Source organism: Streptomyces sp. NBRC 110028 (assembly GCF_001417735.1).
Classification (GTDB): Bacteria; Actinomycetota; Actinomycetes; order Streptomycetales; family Streptomycetaceae; genus Streptomyces.
In genome coordinates, this window is sequence record NZ_BBUZ01000039.1 from 16,787 (window position 1) to 37,354 (window position 20,568).

The following is a 20,568-nucleotide window of genomic DNA, read 5'->3' on the forward strand; positions in this document are numbered from 1 at the left end:
GTGACCTGGTTCAGCCCAGCGGCTTGACCAGCAGCTCGAACTCCAGGTCGGGGCGGCGCGGCACGCCGAAGCGCTCGTCGCCGTACGGGAACGGGGTCCTCCGTCCCGTACGGGCGTAGCCGCGCCGCTCGTACCAGGCGATCAGCTCCTCGCGGGCGGTGATCACGGTCATGTGCATCTCGCGGGCGGCCCACTCGGCCGCAGCGAACCGCTCGGCCTCGGCCAGGACCATCTTCCCGAGGCCGCCGCCCTGCTGCCCGGGCCGCACCGCGAACATGCCGAAGTAGGCGTGGTCGCCGCGACGCTCCAGCTGGCAGCAGGCGATCAGCTCGCCGTCGCGCTCGGCGACCATCATCCGGCCGTCCGCGTTCCGCACGACGGCCGTGACGCCCTCGGGGTCGGTGCGCTGTCCGCCCAGGATGTCCGCCTCCGTCGTCCATCCCGCCCGGCTGGCGTCCCCGCGATACGCCGACTCGATCAGCGCGACCAGCGGCTCCACGTCGGCCTCGGTGGCTCCGCGGTAGGTGAGCGCGGCGGTGCGGGTGGCGGGGGTGTTCATGGCGGCGGCGTCCTCTCCCTGGCGGCCCGGCTCCGGCCCGCGGCTCACGGCTCCCGGGTGCGGGGGGCGGGCGGGCGGATGACGAGAAGAAGACCCTAACCCGGTCCCGGCCGGGGCGGGGTGCGTAGGGTCACGGTCATGGTGCACGTACTGAGCAGCCGCACACTGCTGCGGCCGACGGACCCCGAGCGTTCACGGGCCTTCTACGGCGAGGCGCTGGGGCTGCCGATCTACCGTGAGTTCGGGACCGGCCCCGAGCGCGGCACGGTCTACTTCCTGGGCGGTGGCTTCCTGGAGGTCTCCGGCCGCTCCGACACCCCGCCCGCACCGGGGCTCCAGCTGTGGCTCCAGGTCGCGGACGCGGAAGCGGCCCACGAGGAGCTGGCGGCCCGGGACGTGGAGATCCTGCGGCCGCCGAAGAAGGAGCCGTGGGGGCTGGTCGAGATGTGGATCGCCGACCCCGATGGCGTACGGATCGCGGTCGTGGCGGTCCCCGAGGACCACCCCCTGCGCTACCGCCCCTGACACCGCTGCGGGACAGCCCTCAGACCACCCCGAGCAGACGCAGCCCGGCCGCTGTGACGGCCGCGGCCAGGACGACCACCAGGAACGGCGCCTTGCGCCAGGCGAGCACTCCGGCGACCGCGACCCCGGCGGGACGGGCGATCCCGGCGGGGCCGTGCCCCTCGGTGAGCGCCGCCGTCGCCACGACGGCGGCCAGCAGGACGACGGCTGAGGTCTCCATCAGCTTCTCCACCCGGGGTGGAAGCGTGATCCGGCTGCGCAGCAGCGGCCCGGCGAACCGGAGGGCGAACGTACCGGCCGCGAGCGCGAGGATCGCGGCGGTGAGCGTCAGGGGGCCGGGCACGGGCGCTCCTCCTCGGGGTTGCCGGTCTTGTGCGCCTTGTCTCGTTTGTGCGGTACGGCGGTGACCGCCACCCCGGCCAGGGCGAGCAGGACGGGCACTCCGGCGGGCAGGAAGGGGGTGGTGGCCAGGGCGATGGCGACGCCCACCGGGACCGCCCGCCGCTTGTCCCGGTCGCGCAGCCCGGGCAGGACCAGGGCCAGCAGGATGGCCGGGAACATCGCGTCGAGCCCGAGCAGATCGGTGTCGTCGATGGCCGCGCCGATCAGGCCGCCGGTCACCGCGCCCAGCGGCCAGCACAGCAGGACGCCCAGGCCGCAGGCCCAGTAGGCGGCGCGCTGCCGCGCGATGGTGTCCTGGGCGAGCGCGAAGACGACACTCTCGTCGTTCATCAGATGGCTGCCGAGGAGGCGCCGGCGGCCGCGTCCGAGGACATCGGGCAGGGCCAGCCCGAACGGCAGATGCCGGGCGTTGACCACCAGCCCGGCCAGCACCGCCGCGACGGGGCTGCCGCCCGCGGCGATGAGCCCGACGAACAGGAACTCCGAGGCACCGGCGAGCACCAGCACGCTCAGGGCCGCCGGAACCCACAGCGGCAGACCGGACGCCACGGCGACCGCCCCGTAGGACAGGCCGGTGACGCCGACGGCCAGGCAGACGAGCGCGATGTCCCGCAGCAGCACACGATCGAGCGTTCTCCATATCGAATGCATGACGCATAGAATGAACACAGCGCATGGCGTTCGTCAAATCGAACACGTCAACGTCTGGAGCGAACGGATGGCACAGGAAGTACCGGCGGCGCCTTCGGCGGCTCGGGCGGCTTCGGCCAAGGTCCCGATGGGCACGATCGCGGCCGTACTGCGACGCGAGCGCGGCCGGGCCGGGCTGTCGCTCACCGAGGTGGCCCGGCGCGCCGGAATCGCGAAGTCCACCCTGTCCCAGCTGGAGTCCGGCAGCGGAAACCCCAGCCTGGAGACCCTGTGGGCGCTGTGCGTCACCCTCGACGTGCCGCCCTCGCGGCTCCTCGACCCGCCGCGCCCCCGCGTCCAGGTGATCAGGGCCGACGAGGGCGCGACGCTCACCTCCGCGCAGGCCGACTACCAGGCCGCCATGCTGTCCGCGAGCCCGTCCGGCGCGCGCCGGGACATCTACCGCCTCAGCGCCGAACCCGGTGCGGCGCGCGCCTCCGAACCGCATATGCCCGGAGTGGTGGAGCACGTCGTCCTGGCGACGGGCCGGGCCCGGGTGGGCCTCGCCGACGACCCGGTGGAGTTGCGCCCCGGTGACTACATCGCCTATCCGGCCGACCTGCCCCATATCTTCGAGGCGCTCGAACCGGCGACGCGGGCCGTGCTGATCTCCGAGCACAACTGACCCGCCCGCACCGACCGCCGGGCATCCGCGCGCTCCCCCCACTGCGCCCATGCGCTCCCGTAGCCCGGTCCGCGCGCGGGCAGTCTCCCGGCATACATCCGCGGCGTTGCCGGACCGGGAGGTGTGTCGTGCACGGACCTCCGCTGATCGGCTGGCTGCTGGTCGCGCTGTGCGCCGCCACCGGCGCGTACTGCCTGCTGCAGATGCGCGCCGAGCCGCCCGGGCCGGGCCGCCGGATCGCGCGCGCCGAGGCGTTCATGGGGTGGGGGATGGCGGCGATGGCCGTGCCGTCCGCCGCCCTGGACCCCCGCCCATGGGGCCCGCCCGTCTTCGCGGCGGTGTTCGGCGTGGCGGCCGTACGGGCCGTCGTGCCCGTACGGGAGCTGCTGCCGGTGCGGCGCGGCGCCGGATGGCCGGGGCACCACCGGCTGCACCACGCCATAGGGGCGTTGGCCATGGCGTACATGGCGCTCGCGATGATGGCGGGCCCCGCGGGCGGCCACGGCCATGACGCCTCCATGGCGGCAGGCGGGGGCATGACGGCGAGCGGCGACATGACGTCGGACGGCATGACCGGCGGCATACCGGCGCTCACCGGCGCGCTCCTCGCCTACTTCGCGGTCTACGCGGTCCGTTCCGGTCTGCGGCTGCTGCCCATGACGGACACTGCGGCGGCCGCCGGGGCGCCGCGGGCCGGCTGGTCGCGGCGGCCCGAACTGCGGCATGCGTGCAGGCTCGCGATGGCCATAGGGATGTTCGCGATGCTGCTGACGCTCTGAGCCCGCCCGCCGCGTACGCCGTGCGACGCCCGCCGCGCAAACCGTGGCGTACGTCACTTCGCCCGCGCGGACGTACCCGGGCCGACCGCCCCGACCATAGGCTGACGGCCATGATGGTCCCGCTCGCGCTGATGGGCCTCGGCGCACTGGTGGCGGCAATGGCGCCGCGCCTGATGTCCCGCTCCGCATGGGTCGACCGCGAACCCGTACTCGCACTGTGGGTATGGCAATGCGTCGTCGTCGGAGTGCTGCTGTGCTGCGCGCTCACCATGGCACTCACCGCCGCGGCCGCCTCGGAGGCCGTCCGCGGGAACGTCTTCGCCCCCGCGCCCAACGGCGTCGTGGAGGCGTACGCGCTGTCCGGCTACGGCCCCTGGGCGGCGCCCGTCGCCCTCGCCCTGGCCTTGGGCGCCGTGTGGTCCGCCGCGATGCTCACCCGCGAGATCGGCCGCGCCCGCGCCTGGCGCAGGCAGCACCGCGCCGAACTCCTCGTCCGCTCCCCCGTCTTGCCCGGCGAGGAGCCCGCCGGGGAGCGGCTGGTCGTCCTGGAGGGCGACAAGCCCGACGCCTGGTGGCTGCCGGGCCCCACGCCCCAGCTCGTCATCACCACCGCCGCCCTGCGCCGCCTCAAGGGGCGCCGGCTGGACGCCGTGATCGCCCATGAACAGGGCCACGTCCGGGCCCGCCACCACTGGCTGCTGCACTGCGCCGGCGCGCTCGCCGGGGGCTTCCCGCAGGTGCCGGTGTTCGCGGCGTTCCGGGACGAGGTGCACCGGCTGGTCGAGCTGGCCGCCGACGACTCGGCGTCACGGCGGTTCGGGCGGACCACGACGGCGCTGGCGCTCGTGGAACTCAACGAGGACCGGGGAGTGTTCGGCCCCTGCCCCAGCGGACTCGCACAGGTCCCGCAGCGCGTGGACCGGCTCCTGGCCCCCGCGGCGCGCTTCTCCCCCGTACGCCGTCTGCAACTCACCGCCGCGGCGGCGCTGGTCCCCGTCGTCCCCTTGCTGGTGACCCTGGTCCCGGCGCTGCGGGTGCTGGGCTGACCCTCACGGGTACGGTTCGCCCGGGTGCTGGCCCCGCACGCCCGGCGTCGGCGATCATCGACACCATGCAGCCGCAGATCCGCCACCCCCACGCCTTCCGCGTCGCAGCGGTGCTCACCGCCCTCTTCGTCGTGCTGCTCGCGCTCGTCGCCGCCCGCTGGGGGCCGCTGCTGGACGCGGACCAGGACGTCGTCGTCCCGCTGCACCGCTCCGCGCTCGACCACCCCGGCTGGACCGGGACCAGCAGAGTGCTGACGGACTGGGTCTGGGACCCCTGGGCGATGCGCGCCCTGACGGCCGTCATGGTCCTGTGGCTGCTGCTGCGCCGGGAGCGGACGTCCGCCCTGTGGGTCGTCGCCACGGCGGCCGCCGGCACCGCGCTCCAACAGGGCGTGAAGGCCCTCCTCGACCGCCCCCGCCCGCACTGGGTGAACCCGGTGGACTCGGCGCACTACGCGGCCTTCCCCTCCGGTCACGCCCTCACCGCGACCGTGACCTTCGGACTGCTCCTGTGGCTCCTGAAGCTGCACGGCGCACCGGCCCTCTGGCAGCGACTGGTCACCACCGTGGCCGCCGTCTCCGTGCTCGGCGTCGGATTCACCCGGCTGTACCTGGGCGTCCACTGGCCCACCGACGTCCTCGGCGGCTGGCTGCTGGGCGCGGCGCTGGTCGCGTGGGCGGTCACCACCTACCCGAACGCCGTTATCCACAGGGCCGAGCGGAAGTCGCCCTCCGATGGGAGAGTTCATCCATGAGCAACCTCGATCCGCGGCCCACGGCGACCGTATGCGGCGGCCGCGCCGACGTCACCGCGCGGCCGGTGCGCGAACTGCTGACCGCCAAGCAGGTCCCGCTGGGCGAGTCCACCGTGGTGCGCCGCCTGCTGCCGAACCTGGGCCGTCGCATGATCGGCGCCTGGTGCTTCGTCGATCACTACGGTCCGGACGACATCGCCGACGAGCCGGGCATGCAGATCCCCCCGCACCCCCACATGGGCCTGCAGACGGTGAGCTGGCTGCACGACGGCGAGGTGCTGCACCGGGACAGCCTCAGCAGCCTGCAGACCCTGCGCCCCGGCGAGTTGGGGCTGATGACCTCGGGCCGGGCCATCGCGCACTCCGAGGAATCCCCCCGCGCCCACGCCCGCCTCCTGCACGGCGCCCAGCTCTGGGTCGCCCTCCCCGACAGCGACCGGCACACGGCCCCCACCTGGGAGCACCACACCGAGCTGCCCCAGGTCACCGGCGGCGGGGGCCTGCGCGCCACCGTCATCCTCGGCGACCTCGACGGCGCCGCCTCGCCCGGCACCACCTTCACGCCCCTGATGGGCGCCGACATCACCCTGACGGCAGGCGCCCAGACCCGCCTCCCGGTGCGCCCCGACTACGAGTACGCGGCCCTCACGATGTCCGGCGAAGCCGAGGTCGACGGCGTGCGCCTGTCCCCCGGCTCCCTGCTCTACCTGGGCTGCGGCCGAAGCGAGCTTCCCCTCCGCGCGGACGTGGACAGCGCGTTCATGCTGCTGGGCGGTGAGCCCTTCGAGGAGAAGATCGTGATGTGGTGGAACTTCATCGGCCGCTCCCACGACGACATCACCCAGGCCCGTGAGGACTGGTCGGCGGGCCACCGCTTCGGCACCGTGCACGGCTACGACGGCCCTCCGCTCCCCGCCCCCGAACTGCCCCCGGTGCCCCTGAAACCTCGTGGGCGTACGCGCTGACCACGCCTCCTCTGAGCGTGTGCCTGGCGGGGACCTTCGCATCAGGTGAGGGAAGCGGGCTTCTTCTCCAGATCCTGGCCGCTGGAGACGATGGAGTCCGCCTCCAGGGTCGAGGCGCGGGAGGGCTCGCGCACGAGCAGGGTGGCGAGGAAGGTGAGTGCCATACACCCCGTCACGTACCAGAAGAAGACGCTTTCGTGGCCGCTCTTCTTCAGAGCCAGGGCGATGGGCTCCGTGAAGCCGCCGAAGGTCGCCGTGACCAGCGCGTGCGGCAGGCCGACTCCCAGGGCGCGGTTCTTGGTGGGGAACATCTCCGCCTTGATGATCGGCGCCAGTGCCGAATATCCCGTCAGGACCATCAGCAACACGGTCATCAGCAGGAAGGCGATCCAGGGGTTGTGTGTGTGGCCGAGCACTGTCATGACCGGCACCGTCAGAAGCATCCCGCCCACGGAGAAGGCGAACATGACGGGGCGGCGGCCCATCCGGTCCGACAGAGCGCCTACCGCCGGCTGCAGGAGCATGAACAGGAAGAGCGCGGCGAAGCCGATGGCGGAGACCGATGCCTTGGGGATGCCGGCGGTGTTCACCAGGTACTTCTGCACGTATGTGGTGAACGTGTAGTAGCCGACCGTACCGCCGATGGCGAGCCCGAACACGGCGATCAGCTGGCGGGGGTGCTCGGTGAAGAGCGAGATCAGGCCCCGGCGCTCGGGCGTCGCGGAATGTTGCATGGCCGCTTTGGTCTTCTCCGCCTCGAAGTACTGCGACTCGTCCATGGAACGCCGCAGGTACATCACGGCCAGACCTGCTACCGCACCGATCACGAACGGAATGCGCCAGCCCCAGTCCTCGATCTGTCCGTCGCTCAGCGAGCGCTGAAGTACGATCATCACGAGGAGCGCGGCGAGCTGGCCCAGGACGATCGAGACGAACTGGAAGCTGGAGTAGAAGCCGCGTCGGCCGGCGGGAGCGACCTCGGCGAGGTAGGAGGCGCTGGAGCCCCACTCGCCGCCCACCGACAGTCCCTGGGCGAGGCGGGCCGCGACCAGGAGGGTGGGTGCCAGCGCTCCGATGGTGTCGTGGCCGGGGGTGACCGCGATGGTCAGCGAGCCGACGCTCATCAGCGTGACGGAGAGCGTGAGTGCGGCACGGCGGCCAAAACGGTCGGCGTACAGGCCGAGCAGCCAGCCGCCGATAGGCCGCATGAGGAATCCGACCGCGAAGACGATGGCGGTGGACAGTAGCTGGGCGGTCTGATTTCCCTCAGGAAAGAACGCGGACGCGAAGTAGATGCTGAAGGATGCGTAGACGAACCAGTCGTACCACTCGATGAGGTTTCCCAGGCAGCCGCGTATGACATTGGCGGTGACTCGGGGGCCGGCGGCTTTGGCCGGAACATGTTCCTGCGACATGGGAAGCTCCGTTGCTTGGCCTCGGCGCGGGGCGGCACCTGGTCAGCATGGCTTCGTTCGGCCGTTCTGCCGTTGTTCATGCCGACAACGACTCGCGCCGGACGTCGTGGCATCGCCCGTCGCCACGGGCGTGCGGGAGCGATTGCGTTGGCTCGGCGCGTTTGCCTCGTGAGGAGGGAATTCACATGTCCGGTCTCCCGACCGCGCAGGGGACGACCCACGCGCACACATCCGTCGTCGACTTTCCGATGTTCACCGGTGGTGAGTGGGCGGATTCGCTGTCGGGCCGACGGTTCGTCAGCAATGATCCGTACAACGGCAAGGCCTGGGCAAGCTTCCCGAGTGCCGGTGCCGAGGATGTGGACCGCGCCGTTCGCGCTGCCCGGCGAGCGTTCCGTGACCAGTGGCGGCGAACCACTGGTGCGGAGCGCGCCGCGCTGATGCGCGGGCTCGCCGATCTGATCGCGCGGAACGTCGAGGAACTCGCGTTCGCCGAGAGCATCGACAATGGGAAACTGGTGCGGGAGATGCGTGGCCAGGTGGAGTCGCTGCCGTCGTACTTCACCTACTTCGCCGGCCTCGCCGAAACGAATCGTGGCGCGTCGATCCAGCCGGAGAAGTCGAACTTTTTCGTGACCACCCGTCAGGAGCCGGTGGGTGTCGTCGCCGCGATCACCGCATGGAACTCGCCGCTGTTGCTGCTGACCTGGAAGCTCGCCCCCGCTCTGGCAGCGGGATGCACCTTCGTCGTGAAGCCGTCCGAGCACGCTTCGGCCTCAACGGTCCGGCTCGCCCGTCTCGTGAAGGAAGCCGGCTTCCCTGACGGTGTGTTCAACGTGCTCACCGGTGGCCCGGAAACCGGGCAAGCCCTGGTCGAGCACCCGGGCATCAACAAGATCGCGTTTACCGGTTCGACCGCGACCGGTCGCAGTGTCATGCGGGCGGCGGCGGAGAACATCACCCGTGTCTCGCTCGAACTCGGAGGAAAGTCGCCGAACATCGTCTTCGACGACGCTGATCTCGACGGCGCGATCAATGGTGCGATCAGCGGGATCTTCGCCGCCGGCGGGCAGACGTGCATGGCCGGCTCCCGGCTCTTCGTCCAGGAGAAGTCCGTGCGTGTGGTGAGCGAGGCCTTGGCCGAGCGAGCGCGATCTCTGGTCATCGGCGACCCGCTCCTCGCCGAGACGGAGCTGGGACCGCTCGCGTTCAGCGCCCAACTGGACAAGGTGATGGGTTACATCCGGGCAGGCACCGACGAGGGAGTGGACCTGCTCTGTGGCGGTCGGCGGCCCGATCGGGCCGATCTCGCGGATGGCCTGTTCGTCGAACCAACGGTGTTCGGCAGCGTCCGTAACCACCACCGGATCGCGCAGGAAGAGATCTTCGGCCCAGTGGCCTCGATCATCCCCTTCTCGACGGAGGAGGAGGTGGTCGAGATGGCCAACGACATTCCCTACGGACTGGCTTCGGCTGTCTGGACCAACGACATCCGCCGAGCGAACCGGGTCGCGGCGGCCCTGGATGCGGGGACGGTGTGGATCAACGCCTTCCGGACGGTCTCCCCGGCAGTGCCCCTGGGCGGATTCAAGGCCAGCGGCATCGGGCGTGAGAACGGTACCGAGGCACTGGCGTCCTACACCGAGACGAAGGCGGTGTGGACCGAGCTCAGTGGTGTCAGCCGTGACCCGTTCCGGCTGGGCTGAGCGCATGGCCGCGCGTTTCCCGGCCGCACCTCGGTCGTACTCACCGGGCCCCCGGCCCCGTCCGCTGACAGACCACTTGTGCAGGACGCCAAGAGGCTCGCCGAGACGTCGTGGCATCGGCCGAAGGGCCCCCGGTTCGCCGCCTCTACTGTCAAAGCTGTCCGGTGCTGTCGTCTCCACCTGCCGGGCTTACCGGCAGGTGGAACCCCCATGTGCAGGAAGGTCGATGACCGAGACAGACGTTCCGAAGACTCCCGCGATCGGCATCGAGGAACCGCCTCTGGCCGGGATTCGAGTGATCGCGCTCGAGCACGCCGTAGCCGCGCCGTTGTGTTCCCGTCACCTCGCCGATCTCGGCGCCGACGTGATCAAGGTCGAGAGTCCGTCGGGTGGAGACCTGGCCCGTCACTACGACTCCGTGGTGGAGGGACAGTCCGCCTATTTCGTTTGGGCCAACCGCGGCAAGCGGAGCATCACTCTCGATCTCACATCCGACGAGGGCCGGGAAGCGTTCGACGGCCTGCTCGGACGCGCCGACGTTTTCGTCCACAACCTCGGGCCGGGCGCCGTGGACCGGCTCGGATTCGGGCGCGAGAAGCTGCGGAAGCGGTTTCCCAAGCTGATCAACTGCGCCATATCGGGTTACGGTTCCGATGGTCCATACCGGGATCGTAAGGCGTTCGATCTGCTGATTCAGGGTGAAGCCGGCCTGCTGTCAGTCACCGGTGAACCCGAGCGCCCGGCAAAGGTCGGGATATCGGTGGCCGACATGTGCGCGGCGGTCTACGCGGTGTCGTCGATCCTCGCGGCTGTCCTGCATCGCGAGCGGACCGGTGCCGGCACCTTCATCGACACCTCGATGCTCGACTGCCTCAGCGAGTGGATGATGGCGCCCGCCTACCACCAGCTCTACGCCGACGTCCAGCTGCCGCGAGCCGGTGCGCGCCACAACATGATGGTGCCGTACGGCGTCTACCCCACCGGCGACGGTGAGCACGTCAACTTCGCGGTGCAGACCGCGGTGCAGTGGGCGCGGCTGTGCGAGCAGGTCATCGATCGCCCCGATCTCGTCGAAGACGAGCGCTTCGCGACCAACGAACTGCGGGTGAAGAATCGCGCGGACCTTGAACCGGTGATCGAGGAAAAGCTGGCCGAGCTTGGCACCGCACAAGTCATCGAACGGCTGGTCGCCGCTGGCATTCCGACCGCCGCGGTGAACGACCTCAACGGCCTCGTGCACCATCCTCAGCACGAGGCACGCGTGCGATGGGTGGAGGCGGACTCCCCAGGCGGACCGGTGCGCGTTCTACGGTCGCCGTTCAACCTGGACGGCCTCCCAGAGCCGGTTACCGCGATCCCAGGTCTGGGCGAACACACCGAGACCGTTCTGGCCGAGCTGCGTCAGGACGTCGGCAAGGCCTACTGATCCGGGGGGGGACCACTTAGCCCTCCAGCGGAGTGCGAGGGCGCGGCAGAAAGTCGGTAACTCCACGTTCACGAGGCAAAGGTGGCTCATGACCGCGCGTTCGACAAGCCCCTCAGACATCGGCGAGATACCGTCAGGCTCCATGCGCAAGGCGACATTCGCCAGTTGCGTCGGTACCACGATTGAATTCTACGATTTCTTCATCTACGCCACCGCAGCGGCCCTCGTTTTCCCCACGGTGTTCTTCCCCGCACTCGGCCCGACAGCCGGCGTCGTGGCGTCCTTCGCAACGCTCGGGGTCGCCTTCGTCGCCCGTCCGGTGGGCTCCGTCGTCTTCGGCCACTTCGGTGACCGTATCGGGCGTAAGCGCTCCCTCGTCATGACGTTGCTGATCATGGGTCTTGCCACCACCCTGATCGGTTTTCTGCCCGGATCGGCGACCCTCGGTGTCGTGGCGCCGATCATCCTCGTGCTGCTGCGGGCGGCCCAGGGCTTCGCGGTCGGCGGGGAGTGGGCAGGGGCCACCCTGCTGACGGCTGAACACGCACCTGCTGGGAGGCGGGGGCGTTACGCCGTATACCCGCAGCTGGGACCAGCTCTCGGTTTCATGCTGTCCAGTGTGACGTTCCTGGTGACCGGAGGCCTCTTCGGCAACACGAACCAGACGTTTCTCGACTACGGCTGGCGCATCCCGTTCATCGTGAGTATCGCCCTCGTCGTGGTCGGGTTGTGGGCTCGGAATTCGGTCACCGAAACACCCGAGTTCCAGCGGGCCCGGGCCGCCGCCGAGAATCACGCCGGCACCCCGCGCGTCTCGCCTCTCGTCGACGTCGTGCGCAATCAGCCCCGTGACATTCTCCTGGCGGCCGGCGGAATAACGATGCAGTACAGCTTCTTCTATATGGGCACCGCCTTCCTCACGAGCTACGGGACCAGCCCGTCCGGGATGGGGTTGAGCAGGTCCACCGTTCTCTCCATCGGAATCCTCGCCTCGGTCATGTTCGGAGCGGCGACCATCGTGGCGGGCCGAGCCTCGGACCGCTTCGGCCGACGCCCGGTCATCACGACCTCCTGCGTGAGCGGCCTGGTGTGGTCGCTGGTGCTGTTCCCCCTCCTGGGCCTGGGCGGTCCGTTCGCCTTCGCCACCGGGCTGACGGTACTGCTGGTCATCTTCGGCATCTGCTTCGGTCCCGTAGGAGCCTTCCTGCCGGAACTGTTCGAGACCCGCTTCCGCTATACAGGCGCCGGCCTGGCATTCAGCCTCGGTGGCGTTCTCGGCGGCGGCGTCGTTCCGCTGGTGGCCCCCGTGCTCTCCACGTCGTTCGGCGGCATGGCGGTGGGGGGCATGCTCGCAGCCACCGCCTTGGTCAGCCTGGTGTGCGTTCGCGCCCTTCCCGAGACGAAGGACCGCGACGTGGCGGACGGGACGACAACCGGTCAGCACGCCTGAGTGGAGCGGGAGCCCCCACCGGTCACGGCAGGCCCCCGCGCCAGGCCGTCGCGGCGGACGGTCTCTCCGGTGCGCAAAATGTCGCGCGCCTGCCTCGGAGACGGCCTACGGCCGCGAGCAGTCCGGCAACGCGCGCGCACGCAGTTGGAGGGCCAGCGCCAGCCGCTGGGACGGATCCTCCAGGTCGACCCCCGAGATTTCGGCGAGTCGCCCCAGACGGTGCCGCAAGGTGTTGGGGTGGAGGACGAGCCGCTCCGCCGCGGCGGACGTCGACCCGAACACCTCCAGATAGGTGTGCAGCGTCTTGACGAATTCCGTGCCGTGCCGAGCGTCGTGCGCGGCAAGCCGGCCCAGATGCTCAGTCAGTTCCGGATCCCCCGCTGCCACCGCTCGTTCCGCCGGCAGCAGCGTCATGTCCGCCCACAAAACCTGCTTCGTGCCGATGACCCCCGAGCTTTGCCGCCGCCCGAGCACCAGGAGTTGGTCATCGACATCGCTCCGCGAGACGGGGACCTCCCGCAGACTGGTGGCCCGCCTCCCGATGGCGGCGCACCCTTCGATATCGAGGCGTTGGAGCTGGGCGAGCGCGGGCCTGAGGCGGCTGACGAGCAACTCGTGGGCTGTTCGGCTCAGCGTGGGGATCAGGGCGTAGTAGGCGCCGTCCACCGACACCACACCCGCTGCGGGATCAAGGCTGTGAACCTGCAGGGAGAGCAGATGTATCAGGCGTTCGGCGAAGACCTCGGCCGATGTCACATCGGTCCGGTCCTCCGCGTGCAGGGCGAATCCGACGACGGTGAGCCCACGGCCGGGGTCCAGCCCGGAGCTGATCGTCTGGGCTTCCAGGGTGGGATTTCCCTCAAGGAGCCCCCGGAGCATCTGCTCACGGGCGGTACGGCCGGTGTCCTCGGCGACACGGTGGCGCAGCATGAACGGTGCCACGAGGCCGGCCGCGCGCTTGAGCGCTTCCTCGGCCTCGGCGGTGAGTGGCTGCCGTCCCTCGGCCACGGAGATTTCGCCGAGGATCTCGCCGCCGGCGTGGATCGCGATCCGTAACCGGGGCCGCATCTCCTCATAGCTGTCGACTCTGACGACCTCGCCCACGTTACGGAAGGTCTGATAAGCCGACCTGTCGATGGTGAACCGCTTGATCCACCGTTCGGGAGTCCGCTTTCCCAGGATCGCGTCTCGGCGCACGTTGTCGATCTCGTGGCCCTGCACCGCGTAGGCGATCACCCGGTGGGCCCGGTCGTACAGCACGACCGAGCCGCCGACCATCGTCGCGATCGCGTCCGCGAGACCGTGCATGGAACTCGGGGTGGGCTGGTCGGGGGAATCCGCGCTCGTCTCGTCCTGCGCGGCGGAGGCCAGGGTGCGGAGCAGCAGCAGGAGCTGCGCCCAGCCGAGGTGGGCGTCGGCGAGAAGGACGGACGTCCGGGTGCCGCTCGGCACGACGCCGACGGCCCCCGCGGCGCGGAAGACGACGGCGGCGGCTCCCGCCCTCTCCGCTTCGGCGATCAGCTCACGCCCCGAGGACGTATCGAGCTGGACTCCGACGGCCAGAATGACCTGGCCGGCAGCGGGAGGACACGCGGAATCAACGATGACGACGTCATTGATCCGGGCCAGTCCTCCGTTCACGAGGTGGACCGTTCGCAACGGGCCCGCTCCCGTTGCTTCCAACAGATCGCACAGATTCACGGCGTTCTCCTGTCCCGCTGCTCGGCTGCCGGCCTGCTGTGTGACGGCCCGACCTGGCTGCATACATCATGCATCCATGCTGGTCAGCGGCGGTAGACAAGCCCGGCAACGGCGCGGACGCCCTCGTCCTGGAGGAGCCGCACCTGGGTGAACACCGATCGGCGAGTGACCTGTTCGACCAGCGGCTCCGCCCTCACCGGCGCCGCGGCGCCGGTACCGGCCAGAAAGCGCATCGTCCCGGAGACCAACCGGGGAGGGAAGCTGTCGTCTCGAGGGGCGCCGCAGTGGGCAGCCAAGGCGAACAGCACTCCGCCCTGTACGGCGCCCGCACGATTGGTCATCGCCGCGGTCGGGGTCAGCACCAACCCACCCGGGCCGGTGACTGTGGCCTCGGTGACCAGATGGTCACCCCACGACAGACCGGTGTCCTCCGCCGCCGGCACGGAACGCAGGAGGGACTGATCAGCATCGCTCAGACTGCCCGGATCGAGCGGGACCGAGGAGCCGGGCCGGTGGGCACCATCCGGATCGTCCCAGGGCAGTTCGTCCTGTCGGCCTCGCGAAGGTACCGCGAACGTCGCGGCGCAGTGTCCGAAGACGGCTCGCGGCCCTCGGAGCGAACCGGCGGCGGTGGCAACGCCGTCTCCGACGGCGGTCTCGCGCGCCTCGGCGGTCACGGACGCGCTGTCGGCGTCGTGCGGTGCGGCGAGGTCGAGTGTGAGGCTCAGCGTCGGCAGCGGTCGGGTACGGCCGACTTCCTGACGGAGGGCTCCGCCCAACGTCAGGTCGGCCAGCATCGCCATTTCCACCAGTCCCAGCCGTTGCGGCGCAGGGCGGTCGGCGAAGCCCAACGCGAAACCTCCCGGTGTCGCCGGCCTGGCCCGGAGTCCGGCCAGGCATGCCAGGACGGGGGCGCCCGTCGACCGGGCGAGAGTCAGCGCGCGGAGCGTCCAGTCGGCAGACGAGTCATCAGGATCCGGCGTGGCGAGATGAGTGGACACGGTCGTCACCTTCCCTCGGACGGTCCGTCCGCGCGAGGTGGAACTCCCCAATCACGGCTGCCTGGCCTCAGGCTTTCCTCCGATGCCGACCGCGTCGGGCCTGCCTAGCGTTCGACGCGTCCGATTCCACTCGTCCCATGGGAGGGCGCGACGTGACTGAGCAGTCCGAACCCTTGACCGGCGTCAAGGCGTTGATGTTCGACTTCTACGGCACGGTTGTCGACATGCAAGGCAGCCTGATCAAGGCGATCACTCCGTACCTGGAGGCGAAGAACTACACCGCGCAGCCGGCGAACCGGATCGTGACCTGGTGGCGCCGTACACACTTCGAGAACTCGATGATCGACGCCCTGCTCGGCCGCGCGCACATCCCCTACCGGGAGATCGGCCGGCAGACCGTCGACTACATCCTGACGCGTGCGGGCATCCCGCACACGATGGACGAGGTCCGTGCCCTGGTCTCGGAGATCGAGCGGCTCGAGCCCTTCCCCGACGTGATCGAGGCCCTGACGCGGCTGAAGGACGCTGGATTCCAGCTCGTCATCCTGTCCAACGGTGACCCGGACATGCTGGAGTCCGGGGTGCAGTTCTCCCGTACCGAGCACCTGTGGACCCGGGTGGTCTCGGTGGCGGAGGCCGGCGCTTTCAAACCGCATTTCAGCACCTACGCGACCGGCGCCAAGGCCGTCGGCCTCGAGCCGTCCGAGGTGCTGTTCGTGGCGAACCACGCCTTCGACTGCGTAGGGGCGAAGGCCGCCGGTATGCACACGGCGTTCGTCGACCGCCGCAAGCGCCCCTTCGGCAACGAGTACTACCCGCCGACCCTGGTCGTGGACGACTTCGCGGACCTCGCGAACACGGTCGTGGCCCGGGTCAAGGGCTGACACCTCTCCCGCGGCCGGGGGCGAGCAACCGCGCCCCGGCCCGCGGAAGGCGTGGACGGGACTCATCGGAATCCCATCGCTCGGAGAACGCACATTCCGATAACGCGGAGGAAATTCCCGGTGTCGTGGAACTGAACGCACAGGGGAATTCGAAGAGATCGGTGAACAGGGCATGGGAATGGCACAACCCCGCGCGCATTTTCCCCGTCGAAATGGGTGATCGGCAATCAGATCCACTCCCCACGGAGGCTTTTCGTGTCCACCCTTGGCCCGCGCTCCCGCCGCGTCCGCCCGGTCGGCGTCGCCGCCTTACTGGCCGCCGCGGCCAGCACCGGACTCTTCGCCTGGAACGCCCAGGCCGCCACCTCGTCCGCGTCGCCGGCCACCGTGACCGTCACCGACGGAGTGATGGCCTACACGGCGGCCGACGGCCAGACCAACAAGCTCGTCATCAAGCGGGTCAGCGAGACCGACACCACGCTGACCTTCGGCGTCGACGACGTTGTCAAGATCACCACCGGCACCGGCTGCACCCACCCCACTGCCACCGACCTGACATATGTGACCTGCACCGTGCCCGTCCCCGACCCGGACCACGGCGGCGACCAGGGCAACGTCGAACTCGGCGGCGGCAAGGACAGCGCCAAGATCTCCGGCGGCGATGTGAACGTCTACGGCGGGGCCGGGGACGACACCATCACCGGCGCTTCCGTCGCGGTGGGCGGCGACGGCGACGACACCATCAGCCACGCCACGAACGCGAACGGCAACGCCGGCGACGACACCATCACCGACTCGTTCGCGGTGTGGGCCGGGGACGGCGACGACACCGTCATCGGCGATGACGTGGCCAACGAGATCTACGGCGGCCCCGGCGACGACTATCTCGACGGCGCCGGCAACGATGACTCGATCGACGGCGGAGAGGGCGACGACACCATCAAGGGCGGACCGGGCAACGACTACCTCTTCGGCGGCCCCGGCCAGGACGGCATCGACGGCGGCCCCGGCGACAACGTCATCGACCAGGACGGGTCCATCCCCGACGGGTTCTGAGGGGTTCTGAGGGGACCTCGAGAGATCACGAGGACCTCGGGGTCCTGAACGACAAGACGGCCCGGGCCGACGACCCGGGCCGTTCCCTTCTGCCTGGTACTGGCCGTCCTACCGTCGCAGAGGGTACTGGTTCTCCTCTCGCCCATGGCCGAGGGTGAACGCATAACGACGACATTCATCACAGGAGCCAACAAATCCCTCGGGTACGAGACCGCCCGCCGATTGATCGAGGCCGGCCACACCGTCCTCGTCGGCGCTCGCGATCCAGAGCGCGGCAAGGCGGCCGCCGGCGCACTCGGCGCCCGTTTCGTCCAGATCGACGTGACCGACGACGCGTCGGTGGCCGCGGCCGCAGCCGACGTCGGGGCCCGCGAGGGCGGCATCGACGTCCTGATCAACAACGCCGGTGTCCTCGGGACGCACAACCCCGCCGACCAGATCACGGCCGCTGACGCCAGCGCGGTGTTCGAGGTCAACGTCGTGGGGATCGTCCGGGTGACGCACGCGTTCCTGCCACTGCTGCGCAAGTCCGCGAGCCCGGTCATCGTCAATGTGTCGAGCGGTATGGGGTCGTTCGCGGCCACCCACGACGCCGAGCGCGTCGAGGGCCGGGTCATCGCGCCGCTCTACACATCGTCGAAGACTGCCGTGACCATGCTGACCACGCAGTACGCGAAGTCCTGGCCGGATGTGAAGGTGAACGCGGCCGACCCGGGGTACACCGCGACCGACTTCAACGGGCACAGCGGCCCGCAGACCGTGACCGAGGGGACCGACGCGATCGTCGAACTCGCCACCATCGGGGCGGGCGGACCGACCGGAACCTTCCGTGACCGCCACGGTGAGATGCCCTGGTGATCCACCTCTGCGTCGGAGGCGTGCCCGCTTCGACGAGGACGCCGAATGGAGAGGTGGTCGCGTAACGCAGCGGGACAGCGTGGCCGCAAGAGGCCCCACGACATCGGTGAGCGGTGCCGGACCGCCGGTAAGTCCTCTCCGTGCCGATCGCCGGGCCGGAACCGATCCGGCCCTGGCCGCGCTGCCACCGGCCGATCAGACGCCGGGGCCGGGCGCCCCGTCGCGGATCGCCCGGGGCGAGGCGCCGAGTTCGCGGCGGCAGGCCTTGTTGAACGCCTGGAGGTCCGCGATCCCCACCGACCCCGCGATCGTCGCGACCGGCAGCGTCGTCTCGCGCAGCAGGTGCCTGGCCCGCTCCATGCGACGGCGCCGGATGTGGGCCACCACCGTGTCCCCGGTCTCGGCCCGGAAGAGCCGGGTGAGGTGGTTGTGCGAGACGCCCGCCCCGCGCGCCACGTCCGGCACGGTGAGCGGCTCGGCGAGACGCGACTCGACGTACGCGATCGCGGCGGCGACGGCGGGGTGCCCGCCGCCCGTGCCGGTGGGGACGGACAGCTGCGCCACGCGCCACAGCACCGACCACACCTCGGCGACCGCCTGCGCCGGAGCCCTGGGGACCGCCGCGATGGCCTGGAGCAGGAGGCTGGAGAACAGGGCCGTCTGGGCCCCCGCGTTCTGCACCACCGGCACCGTACGGGCCGCCCCGCGGTCGGGTAGCCGCAGATGGGCGTACAGGTGCTCGGAGCGCCCGCGATAGCGGTAGCGCACCAGGACACCGGGCGGGACGAGGCTGACGTAACCGGGCCGCACGGTGTACGCGACGCCGTCGACCGTGAGCTCGGCGGTGTAGCGGTAGAGGTGCAGCTGCCACAGGTCGGGCAGGCGGAAGACGTCGCGGAGGCGCCGCGTGCCGTGGACGCCGACGCCGAGCCCCTCGATGTGCGGGGGCGAGTCGAGCCGGACCGGGACCCGCTGTGGCTGGGGCTCGGGAGCTGCTCCCGTCATGCCCGTCATGGTGAAAAATTACCAGTAGTAGTGAGCAAGGCCCACGCGTCCCAGGGTGGCCGCGTTCTAGCGTCGTGACGACGAACCACGACGAACCACGAGGAACCACCCACTCCCGCTCTCCCGCACCGGAGGAGAACATGGCTGCCCGACCCGCTCGCGAACAGCTCCTGACCTCGGCGCGCATGGCCCGGTTCGTGGCCCACGGCTTTCTGCGCCTCGACTCCGTCGTCCCCGACTCCCTCAACGACCAAGCCCTCGGTGTGCTCGCCGCGGGCGTGCCGGCCGTCCCGTACGGCACCCCGGTCGCCGAGGCGTTCCCCGAGGGCTCCTTCGCGCGCAGCCTGCTCGGCCTCCCGGCCGTGGCCGGTGCGCTCTACAGTCTGGTCGGCCCGGACCCCACCATCGACCACCACGCCGTGCACATCCGGCAGCCCCGGGAGGGCCAGGCCCAGCCGCTGCACGGTGACGCCATCATCGACGTCCGGCCGGACGCCTTCGACGTCCAGCTCATGTACTACCCGCGCGAGGTGACGCTGGAGGCCGGCGGGACCCTGATCGTGCCGGGCAGCCATCTGCGGCGCACCAACGAGAGCGACACCGGCCGGTACCAGAACCTGCTCGGCCAGCAGCGGTTGGTGTGTCCGGCGGGCACGGTGCTGATCCTGCACCACGGAATCTGGCACGGCGGCCGACGCAACGACAGCGGTGTCCCGCGCTACATGTTCAAAATCCGTTTCAACCCGACCGTCCCGCAGGTGCGCCTGTGGAACACCGACGACCTCGGCGACCCGGCGGTGGCGGAGGAGCTACGGACCCGGTTCCCGTGGTACGAGCAGGCGACCGGGCGGCTGGAGTTCCACAACCGGATCAGGCTGTGGCGGGCGCTGACCGGGGACCCCTCCTTCGATCTGGACCACTGGGTGACCCGGGTGACCAACCGGCCCGGCAGGGCCACCGTCGGCGCCTGAGCGCCGTCCCGACCGCCGCCTTCGCCTCACACCAGGAGCTGTCCACCGTGACCACACAGCCCATGACCGCCGAGCCCGCCCTCGCCGGCACCGTCCGGCAGCAGGTGCTCGTCCTCTACCTGAACAACTCCTCCCTCGACAGCGGCGTCATCGGCTGGGCGCGCTACGACGGCACGGGCGCCACGTCACCCACCACCGGGGACGGGGACGAGCCGCCGTACGCCACCGGCGTGGCGGCACTGCTCGATGGCTGGCGGCTGTTCCAGGCGTCGCAGCTCATCCCGCCCTACCCGGGCCACGAGTACGACGTGTCCTTCCTCAAGCACGAGTTCCTGTTCGAGAAGCTCGTCGACACAGCCACGGCCGGCGATCCCGCGTGAGGACCCCGCCGGGTCCGTCCCCGCCGTGAGCCGACGCAGCTGACGGTGGCTCAACCAGCTGTGGCACGCCCTCACCGAGCGCCCGGACCGCACCGACCCCGAGGAGGGTGTGCCCGGCTTCATCGCCACGCACCAGCTCGCCGGCATGTTCTCGGTGGGCGAGTGGGAGCCGCTCCGCGAGTCCGAGGCGCGGTCGGGAGTGCGGCTCTGGGCCGGGCGCCCCGGCCATCCGCCGCCCGCGCACGACGAGGGGGAATCCGGTAAGGCGGCCACTCCCGGCACCCAGCCCTGGCACCTCACGCGGATCGCGGCGGCCGACAACGCCTGATCCGCCGCGACAGCGAGAAACACGCGGAGGTCGTCGAGATC

Annotated in this window: 22 protein-coding genes; 15 read left to right on the forward strand and 7 right to left on the reverse strand. The window is 70.4% G+C overall.

The genetic code is table 11. The annotated features are described in order from the left end of the window. Positions 1-10 precede the first annotated feature (10 nt). Positions 11-559, reverse strand: a complete 549-nt coding sequence (locus ASC60_RS30620; RefSeq protein WP_055556657.1) for a GNAT family N-acetyltransferase — start codon at positions 557-559, stop codon at positions 11-13. 138 nt (positions 560-697) lie between these two features. Here ASC60_RS30620 and ASC60_RS30625 point away from each other — a divergent pair, with 138 nt between their 5' ends. After that, positions 698-1,084 (forward strand): VOC family protein, encoded by a 387-nt coding sequence (locus ASC60_RS30625; protein WP_055556659.1) that lies wholly within the window; start codon positions 698-700, stop codon positions 1,082-1,084. 19 nt (positions 1,085-1,103) lie between these two features. On the opposite strand, the gene ASC60_RS30630 is transcribed toward ASC60_RS30625, so the two are convergent. After that, on the reverse strand, positions 1,104-1,427 hold the full coding sequence (locus ASC60_RS30630) for an AzlD domain-containing protein (protein WP_055556661.1): 324 nt from the start codon (positions 1,425-1,427) through the stop codon (positions 1,104-1,106). After that, positions 1,412-2,137, reverse strand: coding sequence for an AzlC family ABC transporter permease (locus ASC60_RS30635; RefSeq protein WP_055556663.1), 726 nt, complete (start codon positions 2,135-2,137; stop codon positions 1,412-1,414). Before ASC60_RS30635 ends, ASC60_RS30630 begins: the two co-directional genes overlap by 16 nt. A gap of 127 nt (positions 2,138-2,264) precedes the next feature. Here ASC60_RS30635 and ASC60_RS30640 point away from each other — a divergent pair, with 127 nt between their 5' ends. The 5 genes from ASC60_RS30640 to ASC60_RS30660 all read left to right on the forward strand — a co-directional run bounded on the left by ASC60_RS30640 (position 2,265) and on the right by ASC60_RS30660 (position 6,346). After that, a complete protein-coding gene (locus ASC60_RS30640) occupies positions 2,265-2,801 on the forward strand; it encodes a helix-turn-helix domain-containing protein (protein ID WP_107097205.1) in 537 nt (178 codons plus the stop codon). A 128-nt stretch (positions 2,802-2,929) separates the two neighbouring features. Continuing rightward, positions 2,930-3,580 carry a DUF5134 domain-containing protein gene (locus tag ASC60_RS30645; protein ID WP_079038723.1) on the forward strand — a complete coding sequence of 217 codons (651 nt, stop codon included), beginning with the start codon at positions 2,930-2,932 and terminating at the stop codon, positions 3,578-3,580. 110 nt (positions 3,581-3,690) lie between these two features. After that, complete coding sequence (locus ASC60_RS30650; protein ID WP_055556667.1) at positions 3,691-4,626, forward strand: M56 family metallopeptidase; 936 nt, start codon at positions 3,691-3,693, stop codon at positions 4,624-4,626. A gap of 65 nt (positions 4,627-4,691) precedes the next feature. Next, entirely contained in the window at positions 4,692-5,381 is a 690-nt protein-coding gene (locus ASC60_RS30655; RefSeq protein ID WP_055556669.1) for a phosphatase PAP2 family protein, read from the forward strand. Next, the gene (locus ASC60_RS30660; protein ID WP_055556671.1) at positions 5,378-6,346 is read left to right on the forward strand and encodes a pirin family protein; all 969 of its coding nucleotides are present in this window, start codon (positions 5,378-5,380) and stop codon (positions 6,344-6,346) included. Before ASC60_RS30655 ends, ASC60_RS30660 begins: the two co-directional genes overlap by 4 nt. 41 nt (positions 6,347-6,387) lie before the next feature. On the opposite strand, the gene ASC60_RS30665 is transcribed toward ASC60_RS30660, so the two are convergent. Then, positions 6,388-7,761, reverse strand: a complete 1,374-nt coding sequence (locus ASC60_RS30665) for an MFS transporter (RefSeq protein WP_055556673.1) — start codon at positions 7,759-7,761, stop codon at positions 6,388-6,390. Between the two features lie 185 nt (positions 7,762-7,946). On the opposite strand from ASC60_RS30665, the gene ASC60_RS30670 reads away from it, so the two are divergent. The 3 genes from ASC60_RS30670 to ASC60_RS30680 all read left to right on the forward strand — a co-directional run bounded on the left by ASC60_RS30670 (position 7,947) and on the right by ASC60_RS30680 (position 12,343). Beyond that, positions 7,947-9,467: an aldehyde dehydrogenase gene (locus ASC60_RS30670; protein ID WP_055556674.1), complete on the forward strand. Its 1,521-nt coding sequence runs from the start codon at positions 7,947-7,949 to the stop codon at positions 9,465-9,467. Between the two features lie 226 nt (positions 9,468-9,693). Continuing rightward, positions 9,694-10,893 carry a CaiB/BaiF CoA-transferase family protein gene (locus tag ASC60_RS30675; RefSeq protein WP_055556676.1) on the forward strand — a complete coding sequence of 400 codons (1,200 nt, stop codon included), beginning with the start codon at positions 9,694-9,696 and terminating at the stop codon, positions 10,891-10,893. A gap of 88 nt (positions 10,894-10,981) precedes the next feature. Further along, positions 10,982-12,343 carry an MFS transporter gene (locus ASC60_RS30680; protein WP_055556678.1) on the forward strand — a complete coding sequence of 454 codons (1,362 nt, stop codon included), beginning with the start codon at positions 10,982-10,984 and terminating at the stop codon, positions 12,341-12,343. 105 nt (positions 12,344-12,448) lie between these two features. Here ASC60_RS30680 and ASC60_RS30685 read toward each other — a convergent pair whose 3' ends face one another. Continuing rightward, a complete protein-coding gene (locus tag ASC60_RS30685; RefSeq protein WP_055556680.1) occupies positions 12,449-13,984 on the reverse strand; it encodes a CdaR family transcriptional regulator in 1,536 nt (511 codons plus the stop codon). A 143-nt stretch (positions 13,985-14,127) separates the two neighbouring features. Continuing rightward, positions 14,128-14,895, reverse strand: coding sequence for a PaaI family thioesterase (locus ASC60_RS41825; protein ID WP_159043338.1), 768 nt, complete (start codon positions 14,893-14,895; stop codon positions 14,128-14,130). Positions 14,896-15,197: 302 nt separating this feature from the next. Between ASC60_RS41825 and ASC60_RS30695 the strand changes: the two genes are divergently transcribed. From ASC60_RS30695 to ASC60_RS30705, 3 genes are all read left to right on the forward strand, one after another. Then, a complete protein-coding gene (locus tag ASC60_RS30695) occupies positions 15,198-15,929 on the forward strand; it encodes a haloacid dehalogenase type II (RefSeq protein WP_199831090.1) in 732 nt (243 codons plus the stop codon). A gap of 255 nt (positions 15,930-16,184) precedes the next feature. Then, complete coding sequence (locus tag ASC60_RS30700) at positions 16,185-16,985, forward strand: calcium-binding protein (protein ID WP_055556690.1); 801 nt, start codon at positions 16,185-16,187, stop codon at positions 16,983-16,985. A 162-nt stretch (positions 16,986-17,147) separates the two neighbouring features. Further along, entirely contained in the window at positions 17,148-17,843 is a 696-nt protein-coding gene (locus ASC60_RS30705) for an SDR family NAD(P)-dependent oxidoreductase (RefSeq protein ID WP_055556764.1), read from the forward strand. Between the two features lie 195 nt (positions 17,844-18,038). Here the strand turns inward: ASC60_RS30705 and ASC60_RS30710 are convergent, their stop codons facing one another. Beyond that, positions 18,039-18,848: a helix-turn-helix domain-containing protein gene (locus tag ASC60_RS30710; protein ID WP_055556691.1), complete on the reverse strand. Its 810-nt coding sequence runs from the start codon at positions 18,846-18,848 to the stop codon at positions 18,039-18,041. A gap of 140 nt (positions 18,849-18,988) precedes the next feature. Here ASC60_RS30710 and ASC60_RS30715 point away from each other — a divergent pair, with 140 nt between their 5' ends. From ASC60_RS30715 to ASC60_RS30725, 3 genes are all read left to right on the forward strand, one after another. Further along, positions 18,989-19,819 (forward strand): phytanoyl-CoA dioxygenase family protein, encoded by an 831-nt coding sequence (locus ASC60_RS30715; protein WP_055556693.1) that lies wholly within the window; start codon positions 18,989-18,991, stop codon positions 19,817-19,819. Positions 19,820-19,881: 62 nt separating this feature from the next. Further along, positions 19,882-20,199, forward strand: coding sequence for a hypothetical protein (locus ASC60_RS30720; protein WP_055556695.1), 318 nt, complete (start codon positions 19,882-19,884; stop codon positions 20,197-20,199). A gap of 109 nt (positions 20,200-20,308) precedes the next feature. Beyond that, positions 20,309-20,527 carry a hypothetical protein gene (locus ASC60_RS30725; protein WP_055556696.1) on the forward strand — a complete coding sequence of 73 codons (219 nt, stop codon included), beginning with the start codon at positions 20,309-20,311 and terminating at the stop codon, positions 20,525-20,527. The last annotated feature ends 41 nt before the right edge of the window (positions 20,528-20,568 follow it).